This window comes from Streptomyces melanogenes, from assembly GCF_014649795.1.
GTDB classification, from domain to species: domain Bacteria; phylum Actinomycetota; class Actinomycetes; order Streptomycetales; family Streptomycetaceae; genus Streptomyces; species Streptomyces noboritoensis.
Genome location: NZ_BMTS01000003.1, coordinates 518,154 through 538,173, shown reverse-complemented (window position 1 = coordinate 538,173; position 20,020 = coordinate 518,154). Strand labels below are relative to the sequence as shown.

The following is a 20,020-nucleotide window of genomic DNA, read 5'->3' as shown; positions in this document are numbered from 1 at the left end:
CGCCACCGGCCCGCAGACAAAGACCGGGCGGGGACCTACCCCTTCGCCTTCTTCTCCTCCGCGTCCTCGATGACCGCCTCCGCGACCTGCTGCATCGACAGGCGGCGGTCCATCGACGTCTTCTGGATCCAGCGGAACGCGGCGGGCTCGGTCAGCCCGTACTGCGTCTGCAGGATCGACTTCGCGCGGTCGACCAGCTTGCGCGTCTCCAGGCGCTGGGAGAGGTCCGCGACCTCCTTCTCCAGCGCCTTCAGCTCGGTGAAGCGCGACACCGCCATCTCGATCGCGGGCACCACGTCGCTCTTGGAGAACGGCTTCACCAGGTACGCCATCGCCCCGGCGTCCCGCGCCCGCTCCACCAGGTCGCGCTGCGAGAACGCGGTGAGCATCAGGACCGGCGCGATGGAGTCCTTGGCGATCTGCTCGGCGGCCGAGATGCCGTCCAGGATCGGCATCTTCACGTCGAGGATGACCAGGTCGGGACGGTGCTCCCGGGCCAGCTCGACGGCCTTCTGGCCGTCCCCGGCCTCGCCGACGACCGCGTAGCCCTCTTCTTCGAGCATCTCTTTGAGGTCGAGGCGGATGAGGGCCTCGTCCTCGGCGATGACGACGCGGGTCGTCAGCGGCGGGACGTGCGACTGGTCGTCGTCGGCGACGGGCTGGGGCGACTCGGGGGCGGTCACGGGGGCTCCTTGGGGCGGGGCAAGTACTGCTTCCCAAGAGCGTACCCAGCTGCGGTATGGTGGGGGCACGCAGGGTAGCCCTGCACCTTCTTTTCCAAGGCCCCAGTACTCCAATTGGTCAGAGAGGCCGCTCTCAAACAGCGGACAGTGTGGGTTCGAATCCCACCTGGGGCACTTTCCTTCGATTCGAAGGCCGCGAGAGCTTCTGAGGATCTTCACTCGCTCGCGTGAATGCCGGCTTCAGGCCCGCAGTGGCACCGGCATGCCGATGCTCGGACGCATGTACGACATCGCTACACGCCAGAGCGCCCTCGACCTCGTGGCCCAAGGCCACAGCCTGAACTCCGTCAGCAAGCAGACTGGCATATCGCGCGCCGCGATCCGCGCCTGGCAGGTCCGCATCGAGCCGCTGCCCCGCATGCTCATCGACCTTGCTCCGTGCCCGAGGTGTCGTCCTGAACCGGGTACGCCCGACGACACCGCCGCGTACTCCTACCTCTTGGGCCTGTATCTCGGTGACGGCTGCATCAGCCCGCACCCACGCGGCAGCTTTTACCTTCGTATCGCGTGCGCCGACGCGTGGCCCGGCCTCATCGAGGCATGTCGCGCCGCCATCACCGCTGTCCGCCCCGAGGGCGGTGTGTACAACCTGCAGAAGCAGGGATACGCCATGGTCACCAGCTACTGGCGGCACTGGCCCTGCCTCTTCCCACAGCATGGCGCGGGCCGGAAGCACGAGCGTCCCATCATCCTGGAACCCTGGCAGCAAGAGATTGTCGACGCGCACACCTGGGAGTTCGTCCGTGGGCTCATCCACCCCGACGGGTGCCGGGCCACCAATTGGACCACCCGGACCATCGGCGGCGAGACCAGGCGCTACGAGTACCCGAGGTACTGGTTCAGCAATGTCTCGGGCGACATCCGGCGGCTGTTCACCGACGCCCTCGACCGACTCGGCGTCGAGTGGAAACAGGCCAACGCCCGCAACATCTCTGTCGCCAGGCGTGCCTCCGTCGCCCTGATGGACGCCCACATCGGCTCCAAGCACTGACAGGCCGCCCGCGAGCGGAGGTGCGGCCCGCTGAGGTGATATGACATGCCGTCAGCGTGGCGGGGGACCCCGGCCCGGGCGCCCGAGGCCGGGCCGTCGGGTCATCCCTTCGGCCCGGCCCCGTCCCCGGTACGGCGGCGCGGGCGGCTCCTGGCGCCGCGCTCAGCTCTTGGGGCTGTCGTCCTCGCCGATGTGGTGGACGCGGACGAGGTTGGTCGAGCCGGGGACTCCGGGCGGGGAGCCCGCCGTGATGACCACGATGTCCCCGCGCTGACAACGGCCGATCTTCAAGAGTTGTTCGTCGACCTGGGCCACCATCGCGTCCGTCGACTCCACGTGCGGCCCGAGGAAGGTCTCCACGCCCCAGGTGAGGTTGAGCTGGGAGCGGGTGGCCGGGTCGGGCGTGAAGGCGAGCAGCGGGATCGGCGAGCGGTAGCGGGACAGGCGCTTGACGGTGTCGCCGGACTGCGTGAAGGCGACCAGGTACTTGGCGTTCAGGAAGTCGCCCATCTCGGCCGCCGCGCGGGCCACCGCGCCGCCCTGGGTACGGGGTTTGCTGCGCTCGGTGAGCGGCGGCAGGCCCTTGGCCAGCACGTCCTCCTCGGCCGCCTCGACGATGCGGCTCATCGTACGGACGGTCTCGACGGGGTACTTGCCCACGCTGGTCTCGCCGGAGAGCATCACCGCGTCCGTGCCGTCGATGACCGCGTTGGCCACGTCGCTCGCCTCGGCCCTGGTGGGGCGGGAGTTGTCGATCATCGAGTCCAGCATCTGGGTGGCCACGATGACCGGCTTGGCGTTCCGCTTGGCGAGCTTGATCGCCCGCTTCTGCACGATCGGGACCAGTTCGAGGGGCATTTCGACGCCCAGGTCGCCGCGCGCCACCATGATTCCGTCGAAGGCCGCGACGATGTCGTCGATGCTGTCGACGGCCTGCGGCTTCTCGATCTTGGCGATCACCGGGACGCGGCGGCCCTCCTCGTCCATGACGCGGTGGACGTCCTCGATGTCGCGGCCGCTGCGGACGAAGGAGAGCGCGATGATGTCGGCGCCGGTGCGCAGGGCCCAGCGCAGGTCCTCGACGTCCTTCTCGGAGAGCGCGGGCACGGAGACGGCGACGCCGGGGAGGTTGAGCCCCTTGTGGTCGGAGACCATGCCGCCCTCGACGACGCGGGTGCGCACGCGCGGGCCGTCGACGCCGACGACCTCCAGGGCCACCTTGCCGTCGTCGACGAGGATGCGTTCACCCGTGGTGACGTCCCCGGCGAGGCCGGAGTAGGTGGTGCCGCAGGCGTGGCGGTCGCCCTCGATCTGCTCGACGGTGATGGTGAACTCGTCGCCGCGTTCAAGCAGTACGGGACCTTCGCGGAAACGCCCCAGACGGATCTTCGGGCCTTGAAGGTCGGCGAGCACTCCGACACTGCGGCCCGTCTCGTCGGACGCCTTGCGCACGCGCTGATAGCGCTCCTCGTGGTCGGCGTACGTGCCGTGGCTGAGGTTGAAGCGGGCGACGTCCATTCCGGCCTCGACCAGTGCCTTGATCTGGTCGTACGTGTCGGTGGCGGGCCCCAGGGTACAGACGATCTTTGCTCGACGCATGCTTCGAGCCTAGGCCTTACCGGCCGGTAGAGAATTGGTCCCGCGTGACTACTCAACAACCTTTGCATGAAGGGTTATTGACAACTGTTGAATTGGGCGCGGGGGTGCTCCGATGAGCGCGGAGCGCCGGGCCCGCGCCCCCGCGCAAACCCTTGACATGTTCAGATCCCAGCGCTGAGATATGTTCGTTTTCGTTCGACCTCGTTGAATTGCGTGCTACTACCTCGACGGAGCCGCACATGTCATCGTTCAGAAGGTCATCCAGAACGTCATTCAGAACACCGTTCGGGAAACGGGCCGGGGCCGCGCTCGCCTCGCTCCCCCTCCTTGCCGGCGGGCTCGTCGCCCTCGCCACCACGACCGCCGCCCCCGCCGCGGCCGTCGACAACGGCCTCGCCAGGACCCCGCAGATGGGGTTCAACAACTGGAACTCCACGCACTGCCGGGCCGAGTTCAACGAGGCGATGGTCAAGGGGATCGCCGACACCTTCGTCTCGCAGGGCCTCAAGGACGCCGGGTACACCTACGTCAACCTCGACGACTGCTGGGCGCAGCCCAACCGGGACGCGAGCGGCAACCTCGTGCCCGACCCCGTGCGCTTCCCCCACGGGATCAAGGCCGTCGCCGACTATGTGCACTCCAAGGGCCTCAAGTTCGGCCTGTATTCCAGCGCGGGCACCAAGACGTGCGACGTCCAGGGTTTCCCCGGCGGGCTCGGCCACGAGCAGCAGGACGCCAACCTGTGGGCCTCCTGGGGCGTCGACTACCTCAAGTACGACAACTGCAACAACAACGGCGTCGACGCCAAGCAGCGCTACAAAGCGATGGGCGACGCGCTCACCGCCGCCACCCGCTCGACCGGCCGCCCGATCCTCTACAGCATCTGTGAGTGGGGCTCCAACCAGCCGTGGACCTGGGCCCCGGCCGTCGGCAACTCCTGGCGGACCACCGGCGACATCAGCGACTCCTGGTCGAGCATGATCTCCATCGCGCACCAGAACCAGTCGCTCGCGCCGTACGCCGGGCCGGGCGCCTGGAACGACCCCGACATGCTGGAGGTCGGCAACGGCGGGATGACCGACACCGAGTACCGCACCCACTTCAGCCTCTGGTCGCAGATGGCCGCGCCGCTGCTGATCGGCAGCGATCTGCGCACCGCGAGCGCCTCGACGCTGGCCATCCTCAAGAACGCCGATGTGATCGCGGTGGACCAGGACCCGCTCGGCAAGCAGGGCACGGTCGTCTCCAGCTCCGGCGGCCTGGTCGTGATGGCCAAGCCCCTCGCCGACGGCGGCCGTTCGGTCACGCTGACCAACGAGACCACCTCGACGAAGACGATCTCCACGACCGTGAAGGACATCGGGATCGGCGGGGCGTCGTCGTACGCGCTGAAGGACCTCTGGTCCAAGGCGACGAGCACGACGAGCAACGCCATCGGCGCGTCGGTGCCCGCGCACGGCACGGTCATGTTCCGGGTGACGCCGGGCAGCCCGGTGCCGCCGCCGACCGGCCTGAACCAGCTGAGCGATCTGCCGTGGACGTCGGCGGTGGGCGGCTGGGGCCCGGTGGAGCGCGACCGCAGCAACGGCGAGCAGGCGGCGGGCGACGGCCGCGCCCTCACCATCGGCGGTGTGGTGTACGCGAAGGGGCTCGGCACGCACGCGCCCAGTGACATCTCGTACTACCTCGGCGGCGCCTGCTCGTCGCTCGGGGTCGACGTGGGCGTCGACGACGAGTCGACGAACGGCGGGTCCGTACGGTTCCAGATCTGGCGGGACGGGACGCTGGCCGCCGACAGCGGGGTGCGGACGGCGGCGGATCCGCCTCGGCATCTGAGCGCGGACCTCAAGGGCGGGTCGAAGCTGCGGCTCGTCGTCACGGACGGCGGCGACGGCATCACCTACGACCATGCCGACTGGGCCGACGCGAAGCTGGCCTGCGGGGCCGGGCCGTCGGCCGGTACGCACGATCTCAGCGACCTGACGTGGGCGTCCGCCACGAACGGGTGGGGGCCGGTGGAGCGGGACCGGAGCAATGGGGAGCAGGCCGCGGGGGATGGCCGTGCGCTCACCGTCGGTGGTGTGGTGTACGGGAAGGGGCTCGGTACGCATGCGGCGAGCTCCGTGTCGTACTACCTCGGTGGGGCGTGCTCCTCGTTGACCACGGCGGTGGGCGTCGACGACGAGGTCGCCGTCGGTAAGGGGTCTGTGGTCTTTCAGATCTGGCGGGATGGGTCTCTTGTCGCGGACAGCGGGAAGGTGACGGCTGCGGATGCGGCGAAGCCGCTGTCCGTGGATCTGGCCGGGGCCCTTGAGGTGCGGCTTGTCGTCACCGACGCGGGTGATGGCGTCGACTATGACCATGCCGATTGGGCGGGGCCGCGGCTTGTTTGTGCCTAGCGTTCGTCTGCGGGTCGGTGGGGGCTGGGCGCGCCCACGCGGCGGAGCCCCAAATGTCACAGCCCCGCGCCCCTAGGTAGGTACGGCCTCGGGCGATTGTTCGTCCGGGGCCGTACGTCTTTTCTTGGTCATCGGATCGAAACCCGGCAGGGGTGTTGCCAGGGGGCTGTTCTGCGCCAAAATCCTCTGGACCTTCTACGCGCGTCGCGTTTGTCTACGCGCGTAACACATCGTCAGGGAGTGCATCAACATGCCGCTGAACCGTAGGACGTTCCTGGGCACCACGGCCGCCGCCGGAGCCGGTGCGGCCATAGTCGGGGGTGTCGCGGCGCCCGCCGAGGCCCATGAGCACGGGCGCGGGCGGGCGCCCAAGCGGTACTCGTTCAGCGTCATGGGCACCACCGACCTGCACGGCAACGTCTTCAACTGGGACTACTTCACGGACAAGGAGTTCGACGACAAGGCCCACAACGACGTCGGCCTCGCCAAGATCTCCACGCTCGTCGAGCAGGTCCGCAAGGAGAAGGGCCGCCACAACACCCTGATGATCGACGCGGGTGACACCATCCAGGGCACCCAGCTCTCGTACTACTACGCCAAGGTCGACCCGATCACGGCCAAGCACGGCCCGGTGCACCCGATGGCGCAGGCCATGAACGCGATCGGCTACCACGCCGCCGCCCTCGGCAACCACGAGTTCAACTACGGCATCCCGGTGCTGCGCAAGTTCGAGGAGCAGTGCCGCTTCCCGCTGCTCGGCGCCAACGCGCTGGACGCCAAGACGCTGAAGCCGGCCTTCCGGCCGTACGTCATCAAGCGGATGTGCACCCCGCACGGGCGGGACGTGCGGGTCGCGATCCTCGGTCTCACCAACCCCGGCATCGCCATCTGGGACAAGGCCAACGTCAGCGGCAAGATGGTCTTCCCCGGCCTCGAGGAGCAGGCCGCGAAGTGGGTGCCCAAGCTGCGGTCGATGGGCGCGGACGTGGTGATCGTGGCCGCCCACTCGGGCTCCTCCGGCACCTCGTCGTACGGCGACCAGCTGCCGTACATCGAGAACGCGGCCGCGCTCGTGGCCGAGCAGGTGCCCGGGATCGACGCGATCCTGGTCGGGCACGCGCACGTGGAGATCCCCGAGTACCGGGTGAAGAACAAGCAGACGGGCAAGGACGTCGTGCTGTCCGAGCCGCTGAAGTGGGGCCAGCGGCTGACCGTCTTCGACTTCGACCTGGTGTGGGAGAAGGGCCGCTGGTCGGTCGAGAAGGCCGGGTCCAAGGTCCTCAACTCCAACACCGCCGTCGAGGACCCGAAGATCGTCCGGCTGCTCTCGGACGAGCACAAGAAGGTCGTGGCGTACGTCAACCAGGCCATCGGTACGTCGAAGGCGGCCATGACCACCGCCGAGGCGGCTTGGAAGGACGAGCCGATCATCGACCTGATCAACGCGGTCCAGGTCGACACGGTGAAGGCCGCGCTGGCGGGTGGCGCTTACGCCTCTCTGCCGGTCCTCTCCCAGGCGTCCTGCTTCTCCCGTACGGCCGCCATCCCGGCCGGTCAGGTCACCATCAAGGACGCGGCCGGGCTGTACCCGTTCGAGAACACGCTGGAGGCGCGGCTGCTGACGGGTGCCCAGCTCAAGGACTATCTGGAGTTCTCTGCGCGGTATTACGTCCAGACCGCGGCCGGGGTGCCCATCGACACGTCGAAGCTGACGAATGCGGGCAATACGCCGGACTACAACTACGACGCGGTGTCGGGGCTGACGTATGACATCGACATCGCGAAGGCTGCGGGTTCTCGGATCTCGAACCTTGCGTTCCAGGGCAAGCCGCTGGATCCTGCGGCGCAGTTCGTGTTGGCCGTCAACAATTACCGTGCCAACGGTGGGGGCAACTTCCCGCATGTTGCTGCGGCCAAGCAGCTGTGGGCGAACTCCGAGGAGATTCGCAACACGATCATTTCGTGGGTGAAGGCCAAGGGTGTTGTCGACCCCGCCTCGTTTGCTTCCGTGGACTGGAAGCTGGTCCGGGACGGGGTCGCCGTGTTCTAGGTCTTCTGCGGGTCAGCCCTCCAGTGGGATCAAGCCGCTCGGTGCCTTTGGTGTCGGGCGGCTCTCCTGCTGGCTGGTCAGGCCGAAGGTGGTGAATGCCGTGCGCGTCGGTAGCGGGTACGGCTCCTTGCCCGTCAGGGAGTTCAGGATCGCCGCGCTGCGCCAGGCCGCCAGGCCCAGGTCGGGGGTGCCCACGCCGTGGGTGTGCTTCTCGGCGTTCTGGACGTACACCGCGCCCGTGACCGAGCTGTCCAGAACCAGGCGGAAGTCCGCGTCCACGCGCGGGCGTTCGGAGGAGTCCAGGCGCATGTACGGGTCCAGGCCCGACAGCATGCGACTCAGCGGGCGCTCCCGGTAGCCCGTCGCCAGGATCACCGCGTCCGTGGTCAGCCGGGAGCGCACGCCCTGCTGGGCGTGTTCGAGGTGCAGCTCGACCTTGGTGGTGGCCACGCGGCCCGCCGTACGGACGTTGACGCCGGGCGTGAGGGTCGCGTCGGGCCAGCCGCCGTGCTGGGTGCGGCGGTAGAGCTCGTCGTGGATGGCCGCGATGGTCTCCGCGTCGATGCCCTTGTGGAGCTGCCACTGGCGGGGCACCAGCTCGTCGCGTACGGGCTCCGCCAGGGCGTGGAAGTAGCGCGTGTAGTCGGGCGTGAAGTGCTCCAGGCCCAGCTTCGAGTACTCCATCGGCGCGAAGGTCTCGGTGCGGGCCAGCCAGGTGATCCGCTCGCGGCCCGCCGGGCGGTTGCGCAGCAGGTCGAGGAAGATCTCGGCGCCGGACTGGCCGGAGCCGACGACGGTGATGTGGTCGGCGGCGAGGAACCGGTCCCGGTGGTCGAGGTAGTCGGCCGAGTGGATCACCGGCACCGCGGGCGCGTCCGCGAGCGGCTTGAGCGGCTCCGGTACGTACGGCTCGGTGCCGACGCCGAGGACCAGGTTGCGGGCGAAGGCGCGGCCGAGGGCCTCGGCCTGGCCGTGCACGTCGAGCTGGGTGAAGTCGACCTCGAACACCTCCCGTTCGGGGTTCCAGCGCACCGCGTCCACCTGGTGCCCGAAGTGCATCCCGGGCAGGCTCTCGCTGACCCAGCGGCAGTACGCGTCGTACTCGGTGCGCTGGATGTGGAAGCGCTCGGCGAAGTAGAACGGGAAGAGCCGCTCGCGGTGGCGCAGGTAGTTGAGGAACGACCAGGGGCTGACGGGGTCGGCGAGGGTCACCAGGTCGGCCAGGAAAGGGACTTGGAGGGTGGTGCCCTCGATGAGCAGGCCGGGGTGCCAGTGGAAGGCGCGGCGCTGTTCGTAGAAGGCGGTCGAGAGTCCGCCGGGCACACCGTGGGCGAGGGCGGCGAGCGAGAGGTTGAACGGGCCCACTCCGATGCCCACCAGGTCGTGCGGGCGGTCGATGTCTTGGACGGGTGCCGGTGCGGTCATCGCGGGATGCTGCCTTCCACGGTCTTGAGGAGCTGTGCCAGGTCGCCGGTGGTGGTGTGGGGGTTGAGCAGGGTGGCCTTGAGCCAGAGGCGCCCGTCGGCGCGGGCCCTGCCGAGGACGGCCCGGCCCTCGGTGAGCAGGGCGCGGCGGATCCCGGCGACCTCGTCGTCGGACGCGCCCGTCGGGCGGAACAGGACGGTGGAGATCGCGGGGCGCTCGTACAGGTCGAGCCGGGGGTGCTCCTCGACCAGGTCCGCGAAGGTCCCGGCGAGGGCGAGCGTGCGGTCGACGAGCGCGGCGAGGCCGGTGCGGCCGAGCGCGCGGAGTGTGACGGCGATCTTCAGTACGTCCGCTCTGCGGGTGGTCCGCAGGGAGCGGCCGAGGAGGTCGGGCAGGCCCGCTTCGGTGTCGTCGTCGGCGTTGAGGTAGTCGGCGGTGTGCGCGAGCGGGGCGAGGCGGGCCGGGGCGGGGACCGCGAGCAGCCCGGCGGCGACCGGCTGCCAGCCGAGTTTGTGCAGGTCGAGCGTGATGGATTGGGCGTGCTCGATGCCGCGCAGCTTGGCGCGGTGGGTTTCGCTGAAGATCAGTGGGCCGCCGTATGCCGCGTCCACGTGCAGCTCGGCGCCGTGCTGGGCGCACAGGGCGGCGATCTCGGGGAGCGGGTCGATCGCGCCGGTGTCGGTGGTGCCCGCGGTGGCGGTGACCAGCAGAGGGTGGTGCAGGTCGGTGAGGGCCTCGTCCAGGGCGGCGAGGTCGAGGGTGCCGGCGGGGGCGGGGACGGTGACCGGCTCGGGGAGGCCCAGGAGCCAGGCGGCGCGGGCGACCGAGTGGTGGGCGTTGGCACCCTGGACGACCTGGACCGCGCCGTGCCGTTCGCGGGCCAGCAGCAGGGCGAGCTGGTTGGACTCGGTGCCGCCGCTGGTGACCAGCGCGTCGCCGCCGGGCCAGAACCCGGCGGCCAGCGCCCGGGTGACGAGTGCTTCGAGCTCGGCGGCGGCCGGGGCCTGGTCCCAGGAGTCGAGGGACGGGTTGAGCGCGGAGGCGGCGAGGTCGGCGGCCGCGGCGAGGGCCAGCGGCGGGGTGTGCAGATGGGCGGCGCAGCGGGGGTCGGCGGGGTCGGCCGCGCCTTCCGCCAGCGCCCGCACCAGCGTGGTCAGCGCCTCCTCGGCGCTGCTGCCCCGTAACGGGAGCACGTCGCCGACCGCGGCCCCGACCCGCACGGCCACCGCCTCCGGCCCGCCGCCCGGCAGCGGCCCGCCCCGGGCCACCGCCCCCTCGCGCAGCGCGTCCAGGACGACACCGAGGAGGGGGTACAGGGCGGCGGGGCCGTGGGGGCCGCCGGCGAGGGGCGGGGTGTGCATGGGGGGAGTCCTTCAGGTGTGCGAACGACGGCCTCACCAGCCTGGGGCGTCCCGGCGCGGTGGGGCTGCCCTGCACAACGATCTCAACCCGAAAGTGGTACTGGCCCCCGGAGGCGGGGTGTTGGGGGGTGGCGCGCTGCTATGAGCGCGCCACCCCCGGAGCCGCCGTCCCTGGTCAGGCGTCCCGTACCGCCAGCGCCCTGCGCAGGTCGTCGACCTGGTCGGTCAGCTTGCGCCGCAGGGCCGGGAGGAGGTCGTCGCGGGACAGGCACGCCTCGCCCAGGGCCACCGCCTCCGCGTCGACCGCGAAGTCCGGGAAGGCGTAGCGGCCCGCCGCCTCCGCGATCGCGGGGCCGCGCCGGGCCGCCAGCGGGACCGCGTCCACGTAGTAGCGCGCCACGTACTCCCGTACCAGATCGGCCTGTTCGGGCTGCCAGAAGCCCTGGGCGGTGGCCGTGAACAGGTAGTTGGAGAGCGCCTCCCCCTCGAACATCGCGGACCACGCGGCCGCCTTCGCGGCGCTGTCCGGCAGCGCGGCGCGGCAGCGGGCCGCGCCCTCCTCGCCCGTCGCGCTGGGGTCGCGCGCCAGCTCGGCGGCGATCTCCGCCTCGGTGGTCGCGCCCAGCACCGCGAGGCGGTACAGGACGCGCCAGCGCAGCTCCGGGTCGAGCTCGGGGCCGCCGGGGACGCTGCCGTCGGCCAGCCACTCCTGGATGGTGTGGGGCTGGGCGGCGCAGTCGACGAAGTGGCGTACGGCGGTGAGGCGCAGGCCCGGGTTGTCGCCGTCCTCGGTGCGCCGGATCAGGTCCCGGGTCAGCTCGGTCAGCAGCGCGAGCGCGGCGGGGCGGGCCTCCGCCGCCAGATAGCGGTCGGCCACCTGTGCGGTGGCGAAGGTGAGGACGCCCTGCACGATCGCCAGGTCCGACTCGTACGGAAGGTGGGCGCGGGCCGCCTCCAGGTAGGCGGCGGGCGGGAGCTGGCCGTCGCGGACCATGTCGCGGGCGGAGTTCCAGACGACCGCGCGGGCCAGGGGGTCGGGCAGTCCGGAGAGGGAGCGCAGGGCCGTTTCCCAGGACTCGGCGTCCAGGCGCACCTTGGCGTAGCTGAAGTCGCCGTCGTTGAGGAGGACGAGCGCGGGGCGCGCGCCCGCGCGGGTCACCGGCTCGGTGGCGGGCACATCGGTCTCGAAGCGCTCGCGCAGGACCAGCCGGCCGGGGTGCGCCGGGTCCGTGTCGTACGCGCCGACGGCGATCCGGTGCGGCCGGTCGCCGTCCTGCTCGACGGCGAGCGTCCAGGAGCCGCCGTTCTCGCCGACCACCGGCGTCAGCGTGTCCACGCCGGTGGTGCGCAACCACTTCTCGGCCCAGGTGTGCACGTCGCGGTCGGTGGCGGAGGACAGGTTGTCGATGAAGTCGGCGAGCGTGGCGTTGCCGAACTTGTGCCGCTTGAAGTGGGTGTTGATGCCCGCGAGGAAGTCCTTCTCGCCCAGCCAGGTCACCAGCTGGCGCAGGGCGGAGGCGCCCTTGGCGTAGGAGATGCCGTCGAAGTTGAGCATCGCGGAGGCGGTGTCGGGCACGGCGTCCGGGTCGGGGGCGACGGGGTGGGTGGAGGGCCGCTGGTCGGCGTCGTACCCCCAGGCCTTGCGGACGATCCCGAAGTCCACCCAGGTGTCGGTGAAGCGGGTGGCCTCGGTGAGGGTCTGGTAGCCCATGTACTCGGCGAACGACTCGTTCAGCCAGATGTCGTCCCACCAGCGCAGGGTGACCAGGTCGCCGAACCACATGTGGGCCATCTCGTGCGCGACGACCATGGCGCGGGTCTGGCGCTCGGTGTCGGTGACGGCGGAGCGGTAGACGAACTCGTCGCGGAAGGTGACCAGGCCCGGGTTCTCCATCGCGCCCGCGTTGAACTCGGGCACGAAGGCCTGGTCGTACGAGTCGAACGGGTACGGCTCGTCGAACTTCTCGTGGTAGCGGTCGAAGCACTGCCGGGTGATCTCGAAGAGCTCCTCGGCGTCCGCGTCCAGGTACGGCGCGAGCGAGCGGCGGCAGTGCAGGCCGAACGGCAGGCCCGCGTGCTCGGTGGTGATCGAGTGCCAGGGGCCGGCGGCGAGCGCCACGAAGTAGGTGGAGAGCAACGGGGTGGTGGCGGCCTTCCAGCGGCCGTCGCCCTGCCGCTCGGTGATGCCGTTGGCCAGCACGGTCCAGCCCTCGGGCGCGGTGACCGTGAGGTCGAAGGCGGCCTTCAGGTCGGGCTGGTCGAAGGCGGCGAAGACGCGCTGCACGTCCTCCATGAAGAGCTGGGTGTACGTGTAGGTCTCGCCGTCGACCGGGTCGGTGAAGCGGTGCAGCCCCTCGCCGGTGTGCGAGTACGTCATCTCCGCCTCGACGCGCAGCTCGTGCGGGCCCTCGGCGAGGCCGGTGAGCGCGAGGCGGTTCTCGACGAGGGCGGCGGGGTCCAGCGGCTGCCCGTCCAGGCTGACCGAGCGCAGGGTGGCCGGCTTGACCTCGACGAACGTGTCCCCGGCCGCGCGTGCGGTGAAGTGGATGACGGTCTGGGAGTCGAAGGTCTCCTCGCCGGTGGTGAGATCGAGCTCGATCTCGTACCGCTGGACGTCGAGGAGCCGGGCACGGGTCTGCGCTTCGTCGCGCGTCAGTACGGACATGGGGGCCATGCTGCCCGATGCGCCCCGGTCAGCACACGGGGATTGCGTTCCGCTCTCAGCGCAGGCGCTCGGGCGCGCGGCGGTCCGCGACGGCCTCAGGACGACTTGGCGATCGTCTCGTGGTGCCTGATCACCTCCGCGATGATGAAGTTCAGGAGCTTCTCGGCGAAGGCCGGGTCCAGCTTGGCGTTCTCGGCGAGGCGGCGCAGCCGGTCGATCTGCTCGGCCTCGCGGGCCGGGTCGGCCGGCGGCAGCTTGTGCTCGGCCTTGAGGTGGCCGACCTGCTGGGTGCATTTGAAGCGCTCGGCGAGCATGTGGACGACGGCCGCGTCGATGTTGTCGATGCTGTCCCGGAGCCGGGCGAGCTCCGCCTGCACGGAGGGGTCGATCGTGGTCATGGTCATCGAGCTTACGTGGCCGGGCCCGGGATCGTCGGAGGGTGTTCAGGATCCGGGATCCGGCTGCTCCAGCCGCCCGGGACGGCGCGGCCCTGCTGCTCGCGGAAGCGGACCGGGGCGGTGCCGACACGCCGGGTGAATAGGCGGGAGAAGTACGCGGGGTCGTCGTAGCCCACCCGGCGGGCCACGGCGGCGACCGGCAGCTCGGTGGCGGCAAGCAGCTCCTTGGCCCGGCCGAGCCGGATGCCCAGGAGGTAGTCCTTGGGGCTGCACCCCGCGCCCCGGCGCACCGCCGTGCGCAGCTCGGCGGGGGTCATGCCGTGCCGGGCCGCGTGCTCGGCCACCGACAGCGGCTGGAAGGCGTCGCGGGCGAGCGCCTGGAGGACCGGGTCGCCGTCGGGCGCGAGGTCGGCGCGGGCGCGACGCAGCGCGACGAGAAGTTCGTGGACGGCGGCGCCCGTCTCGACCTCCAGGAGCGGGTTGCCCCGGCGGGCCGCCCTGGCTATCCGGCCGACGACGGCCCGGGCGAGCGCCGTGTCGGCGAGCGGCACCACGGGCCGCTCGGGCTCGATGTAGCCGAGCTCGGTGTAGGTGGCGGTGGCCGGCCCGGTGAAGTCGACGAACGACTCGTCCCAGCCGGTGACCGGGTCGGGCCCGTAGTGGTGCGGCACGCCCGGGGTGAGCCAGATCAGCGCGGGCGCGGTCACGGTGACGCGCTCCCCGTCCGCGCCCCGGAACCAGCCGCCGCCCGCGCCGATCACCACGGCGACGTGGTGGTCCAGGGTGCGCGGCCCGACGGTGGGCAGCGCGCCGTGCTGCAGCCCGACGCCGAGGCAGACCAGGCCGAGCCGGTGGTGGACCGGGCTGGGCGTGAAGTAGCGCATCCAGGTGTGGTACATGCCGGTTCCGCCGCCTCCCGTCCCCCCTTTGCGTCCAATCAGCGCCGATCTTTGTCCATGGACCGGCGCCCGCGCCAGGGGCGACGCTGATCCGGAGGACCGAGAGACGGGCGGGGGCCGGTGGCTGACTTCACCGTGGGTGACGAGGACTTTCTGCTGGACGGGCGGCCGGTGCGGCTGCTCTCGGGGGCGCTGCACTACTTCCGGGTGCACGAGTCCCAGTGGGGCCACCGGCTCGCGATGCTGCGGGCGATGGGCCTGAACTGCGTCGAGACGTACGTGCCGTGGAACCTGTACGAGCCGTCCCCGGGCCACTACCGGGATCCGGACGCGCTGGGCCGGTTCCTGGACGCGGCGCACGCGGCCGGGCTGTGGGCGATCGTGCGCCCCGGCCCGTACATCTGCGCCGAGTGGGAGAACGGCGGGCTTCCGCACTGGCTGACGGGCGCGCTCGGGCGGCGGGTGCGCACCCGGGACCCCGAGTACCTGCGGCACGTGGAGCGCTGGTTCCGGGTGCTGCTGCCGCAGGTGGTGGCCCGCCAGGCCGACCGGGGCGGCCCGGTGCTCATGGTGCAGGTGGAGAACGAGTACGGCAGCTACGGCTCGGACCACGTCTATCTGCGGGCGCTCGCGGACCTGCTGGCCGAACTGGGCGTGAGCATACCGCTGTTCACCTCCGACGGCCCCGAGGACCACATGCTGACCGGCGGCTCCCTTCCCGGTGTGCTCGCCACCGCGAACTTCGGCTCGGGCGCCCTGGAAGCCTTCGAGGTGCTGCGCCGCCACCGCCCCAAGGGGCCCCTGATGTGCATGGAGTTCTGGTGCGGCTGGTTCGAGCACTGGGGCGCGGAGCCGGTGGTGCGGGAGGCGGACGAGGCGGCGGGGGCACTGCGCGAGATCCTGGAGTGCGGCGCCTCCGTCAACCTCTACATGGCGCACGGCGGCACCAGCTTCGCCGGGTGGGCGGGCGCCAACCGGGACGGCGTGGAGCATCTGGGCACGCTGCGGCCGGACGTGACGTCGTACGACTACGACGCGCCCATCGACGAGTACGGCCGTCCGACGCCGAAGTTCTGGGCGTTCCGCGAGGTGCTCGCCGAGTACGCGGAGGGCCCACTTCCGGAACTGCCGCCCGCGCCACCGGTGTTGGGCACTCCGGTGACCGTGCCGCTGACGGAGTGGGTGGCGGCCGAGGACGTACTGGGGGCGCTGGGATCGGCGGAGGGTGTGTACGGGACGCCACCGACGTTCGAGGAGCTGGACGTGGACCGGGGCGTGGTGCGCTACCGGTTCGAGGTGCCCGGGCCCCGGCAGCCGTATCCGCTGCGGGTCCTTGGGCTGCGGGACCGGGCGGTCGTATACGTCGACGGGGTGCGGGCCGGGGTGCTCACCGAGGACGATCCGGTGCTGCCGGAGCCGGTGGCGGGGCCCGCCGTGGTCGAGCTGTGGGTGGAGTCGCTGGGGCGCGTCAACTACGGGCCGAGGCTCGCCGAGCCCAAGGGGATCACCGGCGGGGTGCTGCACGAACGGCAGTTCCTGCACGGTGTACGCGCACGTGGGCTGCGGCTCGACGCCTTCGAGGAGGCGTTCGCGGACCCGGAGGGGAGGCGGCGGCTCCCCTTCCGTTCAACTGCGGAGGCGGGACGGGGGCTGTTTCGAGGCACCTTCGACGCCCCGATTCCGGGTGACGCGCAGCTCGAACTCCACGGCCTGGTCCGAGGTTTCGTCTGGGTTAACAGCTTCAACCTCGGGCGTTATTGGAATACCGGTCCGCAGGAATTTTTTCACGTTCCCGGAGCGGTACTGCGGGATCAAGCCAACGAAGTATGGGTGTGGGAATGCGAAGTTGAGGACGCAACGGGTCCGGAAGTGAAATTCCACTAGCCTCGAAGAGCGCGAAGAAAGCGCGTTCCCTCTCCCGACGCACCCTTTTGAGGTTGACATGAAGGATCTCATCACCCGATCCCGCATCGCCAAGTTGGCCGCCTCTGGAGCCGCCGTGGCGGCGACCGTGCTGCTCGCCACTCCCGCGTCCGCCGCGACCGCGCTCTCGGTGACCCCGAGCAGCGGGCTCTCCGACGGCCAGACGGTCTCGGTCTCCGGTTCCGGCTACACGCCCGGCGCCGCCGTGAACGTGGGCGAGTGCGCCTCGGCCACGCTCTGTTCCAACGACGTCAAGTTCCTCACCGCCGACGCCAACGGCGCCGTGTCGACGACGCTCGTCGTCAAGAAGACCTTCGTCGCCAAGGACTGGTCCACGGGCCAGGACGTCAACGTGGACTGCGCCGCGGCGGGCACCCAGTGCAACGTCACCGCCTGGGAGCAGACCACGGGCAACACGGTCCAGAACATCTCCTTCAACTGATCGAACGGCCGCCCCGCCCCCGCAAGGGCGGGGCGGCCGCCCCTCATGCCTCCGTCACCTCGAACGCGTCCAGCGTGAACTCCGCCGTCCCGTCGTCGCCCGTCCTGCGCAGCCCGACCCACGCCTCGCCGGTCGCGGGGGCCGTGAACTCGTAGGCGTACGCGGTCGGTCCGGTCGCCGCGCCGAACACCTCGCGGCTCAGCTCGCGCGTGCCGGCGCCCTCGTCGACGGCCGTGACCCAGGCGTACTGGCCGGCCTTCTCGCTCTCGTAACGGAAGCCGACGCGATAGCGCTTACCCGGGAGGAAACGGACACTGAACGGCACCGTCCGGTAGACCACGCCGTCGTTCTCGCCGCGCGATTTGAGCGACTGGCCGCCGTCGATCACGTCGTCGACCGCCTTCCCGTTCCAGCCGCGCTGGGTGTACGGGGCGTGCCGCTGCGCGATGTGGGTGCGGGGGTCGGTGGCGCCGCCCGCGTCGCCCTTGACGAAGACGCCCCAGCCCTGCGGCACGTTCTCGAAGTCCTCGTAGGCCAGCGCGCCCTCCTTGGCGGTGGGCCGCGCCGCCACGACCCGGACGTTGTCGAACCGCACCCGGGCCTCCCCCGCCTCCGCGCGCAGGGCCAGCTCCACCGGGCCGCCGCCCTCGGGGACCGTGAAGTGGGTGAACATCCGCTGGAAGCGGGTGCCGTGCTTGCGGTCGGCGGCGACGAAGTTGCCCGCCGTGGAGGTCGCCGTCCAGTTGCGCGCGGTCACCCCGTCGGCGGTGCGCACCTCCAGGGCCGCGACGCGCCGCTCCCCCGCCCGCTCACCCACTTCCACCTGCACGGAAGCGGCGTACGTACCGGGCGCGAGGCGGGTCAGGCGCTGGCCGACGGAGGCCGCCACGCCCGCGCCGATCACCAGCTCGTAGTCGCCGAGCGCACTGCGCTGTACGGACGCGGGGCCGCTGACCGTCCAGCCCTTCAGGGAGCCGGCGTGGAAGCCGGGGTCGTACAGGCCGGTGCCCTGGCCCCAGCGCGGGTCCCGGGCGCGGGAGCGCTCGCGCACGACGACATAGGGCTGTCCGGCCGCCGCGCCCTCGATGGTGACCGAGCCGGAGCGGACCGGCAGCTCGCGCTCGTACGCCCGGCCCTGGTCGGTGAGCCGGTACAGGACCACCGAACGGGCCCCTGACCAGCCGCGCGGCAGTCGCCAACTCGTCGTGCCACCGGCCGGGTTGTAGTGGTAGAGCTTGGCCGGGTCGGCCGCGCGGCGGGGCTCCCAGGGCAGCAGATAGGCGCCGCCGTCGTACACCACGCGCGCGTCCGTGGTGATCCGGCGGGTGCCGTCGGCGTCGGAGACCGAGGTGGCGCCGGGCCCGAAGAAGGTGATCTCGTGCTCGTCCCAGCGCCGGACCGGATACGCCTGGAGGTACTTGGCGGGCAGCGACTGCGTCCAGATCAGCTGGTAGAACGCCGTCCAGTCGGTCTTGCCGACCCACCCCTCGAAGTTGCCCATGCGGACGTGGCCGAGGAGCGTGGGCCACTTGTCGGCGAAGACGTCCTTTTGGTGGTTGCGGATGAAGCGGATCAGCCGCGAGTTGATGCCGCGCGAGGTGTCGCCGCCGTAGTCGGTCTCGTTGGCCCAGTGCGACCAGAGCGAGGAGCGCTCCAGGCCGTGCCCCCACTCGGAGGTGACCAGCCAGCCCTGGGCGCGCAGTTCGCGCTGGAGGCGGTCGGAGGTCCAGCCGGACTCGCGGAACACGTCGATGTAGACGGCGCCGAGCGCCGGGTCCGCGTCGCGGCGCAGCGCGGCGAACCGCCGGGCGATGTCACCGGAGACCAGGTCGCGGCGCTGGTCGATGCGGTACGACTGGTCGAGCCAGTCCCACTGCTCGTTCGCCTTGTCGACCAGCGTCTCGGAGAAGGCGTGGGCGACGGGGTAGGACTCGGTGGCGTTGACGTGGACGGCGAAGTCGCTGTTCCACTTCTTCCCCTCGCGGACCAGGTGGTTGAGGTCCTCGATGCCGCCCGCGCGCTCGTTGTAGTTGCCCGCGTAGTCCGGGTGGGCCGAGTCGTGGCCCTCGGACTGGTAGCCCTTGAGCAGCGTGTACTGGCGCAGGCCGTCGGTGGCCAGCGAGATCCGCTTGACGTTGTCGAGGGTGGCCAGGAACGGGTTGGTCGCCTGCGAGGCGAAGTTGAAGGGGATGTGCGGGACGACCCGCAGATGCTGCTCGTCGGCGCCGAGGGGGCTGACCATGATGTCGCGGAACGCGATGGCGGCGTCCTGCCAGTCGACGGTGCCGTCGCCGCCCCGGTCACCGGTGACGATCACCGTGGCGTACGGCAGCGGCTCGGTGTCGTCCACTGCGGCGGTGGCGGCCCGGTGCGTCCACTGGCCGGGGACGAGCCGCGCCTCGACGTACCCGTCGCGCCTGACGGTCTGGCGCCAGAGCCGCCCGTTCTCCCAGGTGGTCCCGGCGGCGCTGTCAGGCTTGTCGTAGACGGTGTTGGTCTCGACGGCCCCGCCGAGGCCGTCGTGCGCGACCACGGCGTACGCGCAGCCGAGCGGCGCCGCGTCCGGGGCGGTGTCGGCGGTGACGTGGACGAGCGTGTCGCCGCTCTTCGCCTTGTCCAGCTGGATCCGGGCGGCGAGCAGGGCCGCGCCGGGTTGGTCGCTGCGGACGGAGAGCAGGGCGAGGGCGGGGATCTGGAGGGTGCCGATCCGAAGGGCCGGGGTGTCGTCGATCCGGGTCACTCGCCAGTCGACGCGGTGCCCGTCGACGCGGATCTCCACGCCGATCTCGGCGCCGCCGTCGAGGGCGAGGGTGTACGTGGCCCGGTCGCGGGCCGTCCGTGCGGTGACCCGGGGTGTGTGGGCGACCCCGTCGACCAGGAGGCTGGTGACCGGCTCCGTCTGCCCATGCAGCTTCGCGCCGCTGTCGCGGTCGGTGTACGAGACGATGCGCGGGAAGGTGGTGTCGAGCCGCACCTCCAGGTCGCGCGACCGTATGGCGGTCTCCCCGGCGGCCCGGGCGACCCCGGGCGACCCCAGCGCGGCCCCGGCCCCGGCCAGCGCGGTGATCGCGACCACCGTCCTCCGCTTCGGTCCGCGTACTTCGGCGTTCACGTCGGGTGCCTCC

At 71.0% G+C, this 20,020-nt stretch carries 13 protein-coding genes, 1 tRNA gene and 1 pseudogene; 7 read left to right on the top strand and 8 right to left on the bottom strand.

Going from position 1 to position 20,020, the window contains the following annotated elements; all coding sequences use genetic code 11:
• Positions 1-35: 35 nt before the first annotated feature.
• Positions 36-683 (bottom strand): ANTAR domain-containing response regulator, encoded by a 648-nt coding sequence (locus tag IE252_RS09490; protein WP_190088864.1) that lies wholly within the window; start codon positions 681-683, stop codon positions 36-38.
• Between the two features lie 99 nt (positions 684-782).
• Between IE252_RS09490 and IE252_RS09485 the strand changes: the two genes are divergently transcribed.
• Together IE252_RS09485 and IE252_RS09480 are read left to right on the top strand one after the other, a co-directional pair.
• Positions 783-857, top strand: a tRNA-Leu gene (locus IE252_RS09485).
• A 106-nt stretch (positions 858-963) separates the two neighbouring features.
• Positions 964-1,734, top strand: coding sequence for a transcriptional regulator (locus IE252_RS09480; RefSeq protein ID WP_190088863.1), 771 nt, complete (start codon positions 964-966; stop codon positions 1,732-1,734).
• Positions 1,735-1,896: 162 nt separating this feature from the next.
• On the opposite strand, the gene pyk is transcribed toward IE252_RS09480, so the two are convergent.
• Positions 1,897-3,333: a pyruvate kinase gene (gene pyk, locus IE252_RS09475; RefSeq protein WP_190088862.1), complete on the bottom strand. Its 1,437-nt coding sequence runs from the start codon at positions 3,331-3,333 to the stop codon at positions 1,897-1,899.
• 239 nt (positions 3,334-3,572) lie between these two features.
• Here pyk and IE252_RS09470 point away from each other — a divergent pair.
• The 3 genes and pseudogenes from IE252_RS09470 to IE252_RS09465 form a co-directional block, all read left to right on the top strand.
• Positions 3,573-5,273: pseudogene (locus tag IE252_RS09470) on the top strand (NPCBM/NEW2 domain-containing protein); the annotation flags it as partial.
• Positions 5,265-5,732, top strand: coding sequence for an NPCBM/NEW2 domain-containing protein (locus IE252_RS44505; protein WP_268248397.1), 468 nt, complete (start codon positions 5,265-5,267; stop codon positions 5,730-5,732). The pseudogene IE252_RS09470 and the gene IE252_RS44505, both read left to right, overlap by 9 nt.
• Positions 5,733-5,982: 250 nt before the next feature.
• The gene (locus IE252_RS09465; RefSeq protein ID WP_190088860.1) at positions 5,983-7,782 is read left to right on the top strand and encodes a bifunctional metallophosphatase/5'-nucleotidase; all 1,800 of its coding nucleotides are present in this window, start codon (positions 5,983-5,985) and stop codon (positions 7,780-7,782) included.
• Positions 7,783-7,794: 12 nt separating this feature from the next.
• Here the strand turns inward: IE252_RS09465 and IE252_RS09460 are convergent, their stop codons facing one another.
• The 5 genes from IE252_RS09460 to IE252_RS09440 all read right to left on the bottom strand — a co-directional run bounded on the left by IE252_RS09460 (position 7,795) and on the right by IE252_RS09440 (position 14,530).
• Complete coding sequence (locus IE252_RS09460; RefSeq protein WP_190088859.1) at positions 7,795-9,207, bottom strand: lysine N(6)-hydroxylase/L-ornithine N(5)-oxygenase family protein; 1,413 nt, start codon at positions 9,205-9,207, stop codon at positions 7,795-7,797.
• A complete protein-coding gene (locus IE252_RS09455) occupies positions 9,204-10,568 on the bottom strand; it encodes a pyridoxal phosphate-dependent decarboxylase family protein (protein ID WP_190088858.1) in 1,365 nt (454 codons plus the stop codon). The genes IE252_RS09460 and IE252_RS09455 overlap by 4 nt, the downstream gene beginning before the upstream one ends.
• A gap of 175 nt (positions 10,569-10,743) precedes the next feature.
• On the bottom strand, positions 10,744-13,233 hold the full coding sequence (gene pepN, locus IE252_RS09450; RefSeq protein ID WP_190088857.1) for an aminopeptidase N: 2,490 nt from the start codon (positions 13,231-13,233) through the stop codon (positions 10,744-10,746).
• A gap of 95 nt (positions 13,234-13,328) precedes the next feature.
• Positions 13,329-13,637, bottom strand: coding sequence for a chorismate mutase (locus IE252_RS09445; RefSeq protein WP_190088856.1), 309 nt, complete (start codon positions 13,635-13,637; stop codon positions 13,329-13,331).
• Between the two features lie 5 nt (positions 13,638-13,642).
• On the bottom strand, positions 13,643-14,530 hold the full coding sequence (locus IE252_RS09440) for a helix-turn-helix domain-containing protein (protein WP_190088855.1): 888 nt from the start codon (positions 14,528-14,530) through the stop codon (positions 13,643-13,645).
• Between the two features lie 120 nt (positions 14,531-14,650).
• Between IE252_RS09440 and IE252_RS09435 the strand changes: the two genes are divergently transcribed.
• Positions 14,651-16,414, top strand: coding sequence for a glycoside hydrolase family 35 protein (locus IE252_RS09435; RefSeq protein WP_190088854.1), 1,764 nt, complete (start codon positions 14,651-14,653; stop codon positions 16,412-16,414).
• Between the two features lie 58 nt (positions 16,415-16,472).
• Complete coding sequence (locus tag IE252_RS09430; protein ID WP_190088853.1) at positions 16,473-16,895, top strand: enediyne antibiotic chromoprotein; 423 nt, start codon at positions 16,473-16,475, stop codon at positions 16,893-16,895.
• A 43-nt stretch (positions 16,896-16,938) separates the two neighbouring features.
• On the opposite strand, the gene IE252_RS09425 is transcribed toward IE252_RS09430, so the two are convergent.
• Positions 16,939-20,007, bottom strand: a complete 3,069-nt coding sequence (locus IE252_RS09425; RefSeq protein ID WP_190088852.1) for an endo-alpha-N-acetylgalactosaminidase family protein — start codon at positions 20,005-20,007, stop codon at positions 16,939-16,941.
• Between the last annotated feature and the right edge of the window lie 13 nt (positions 20,008-20,020).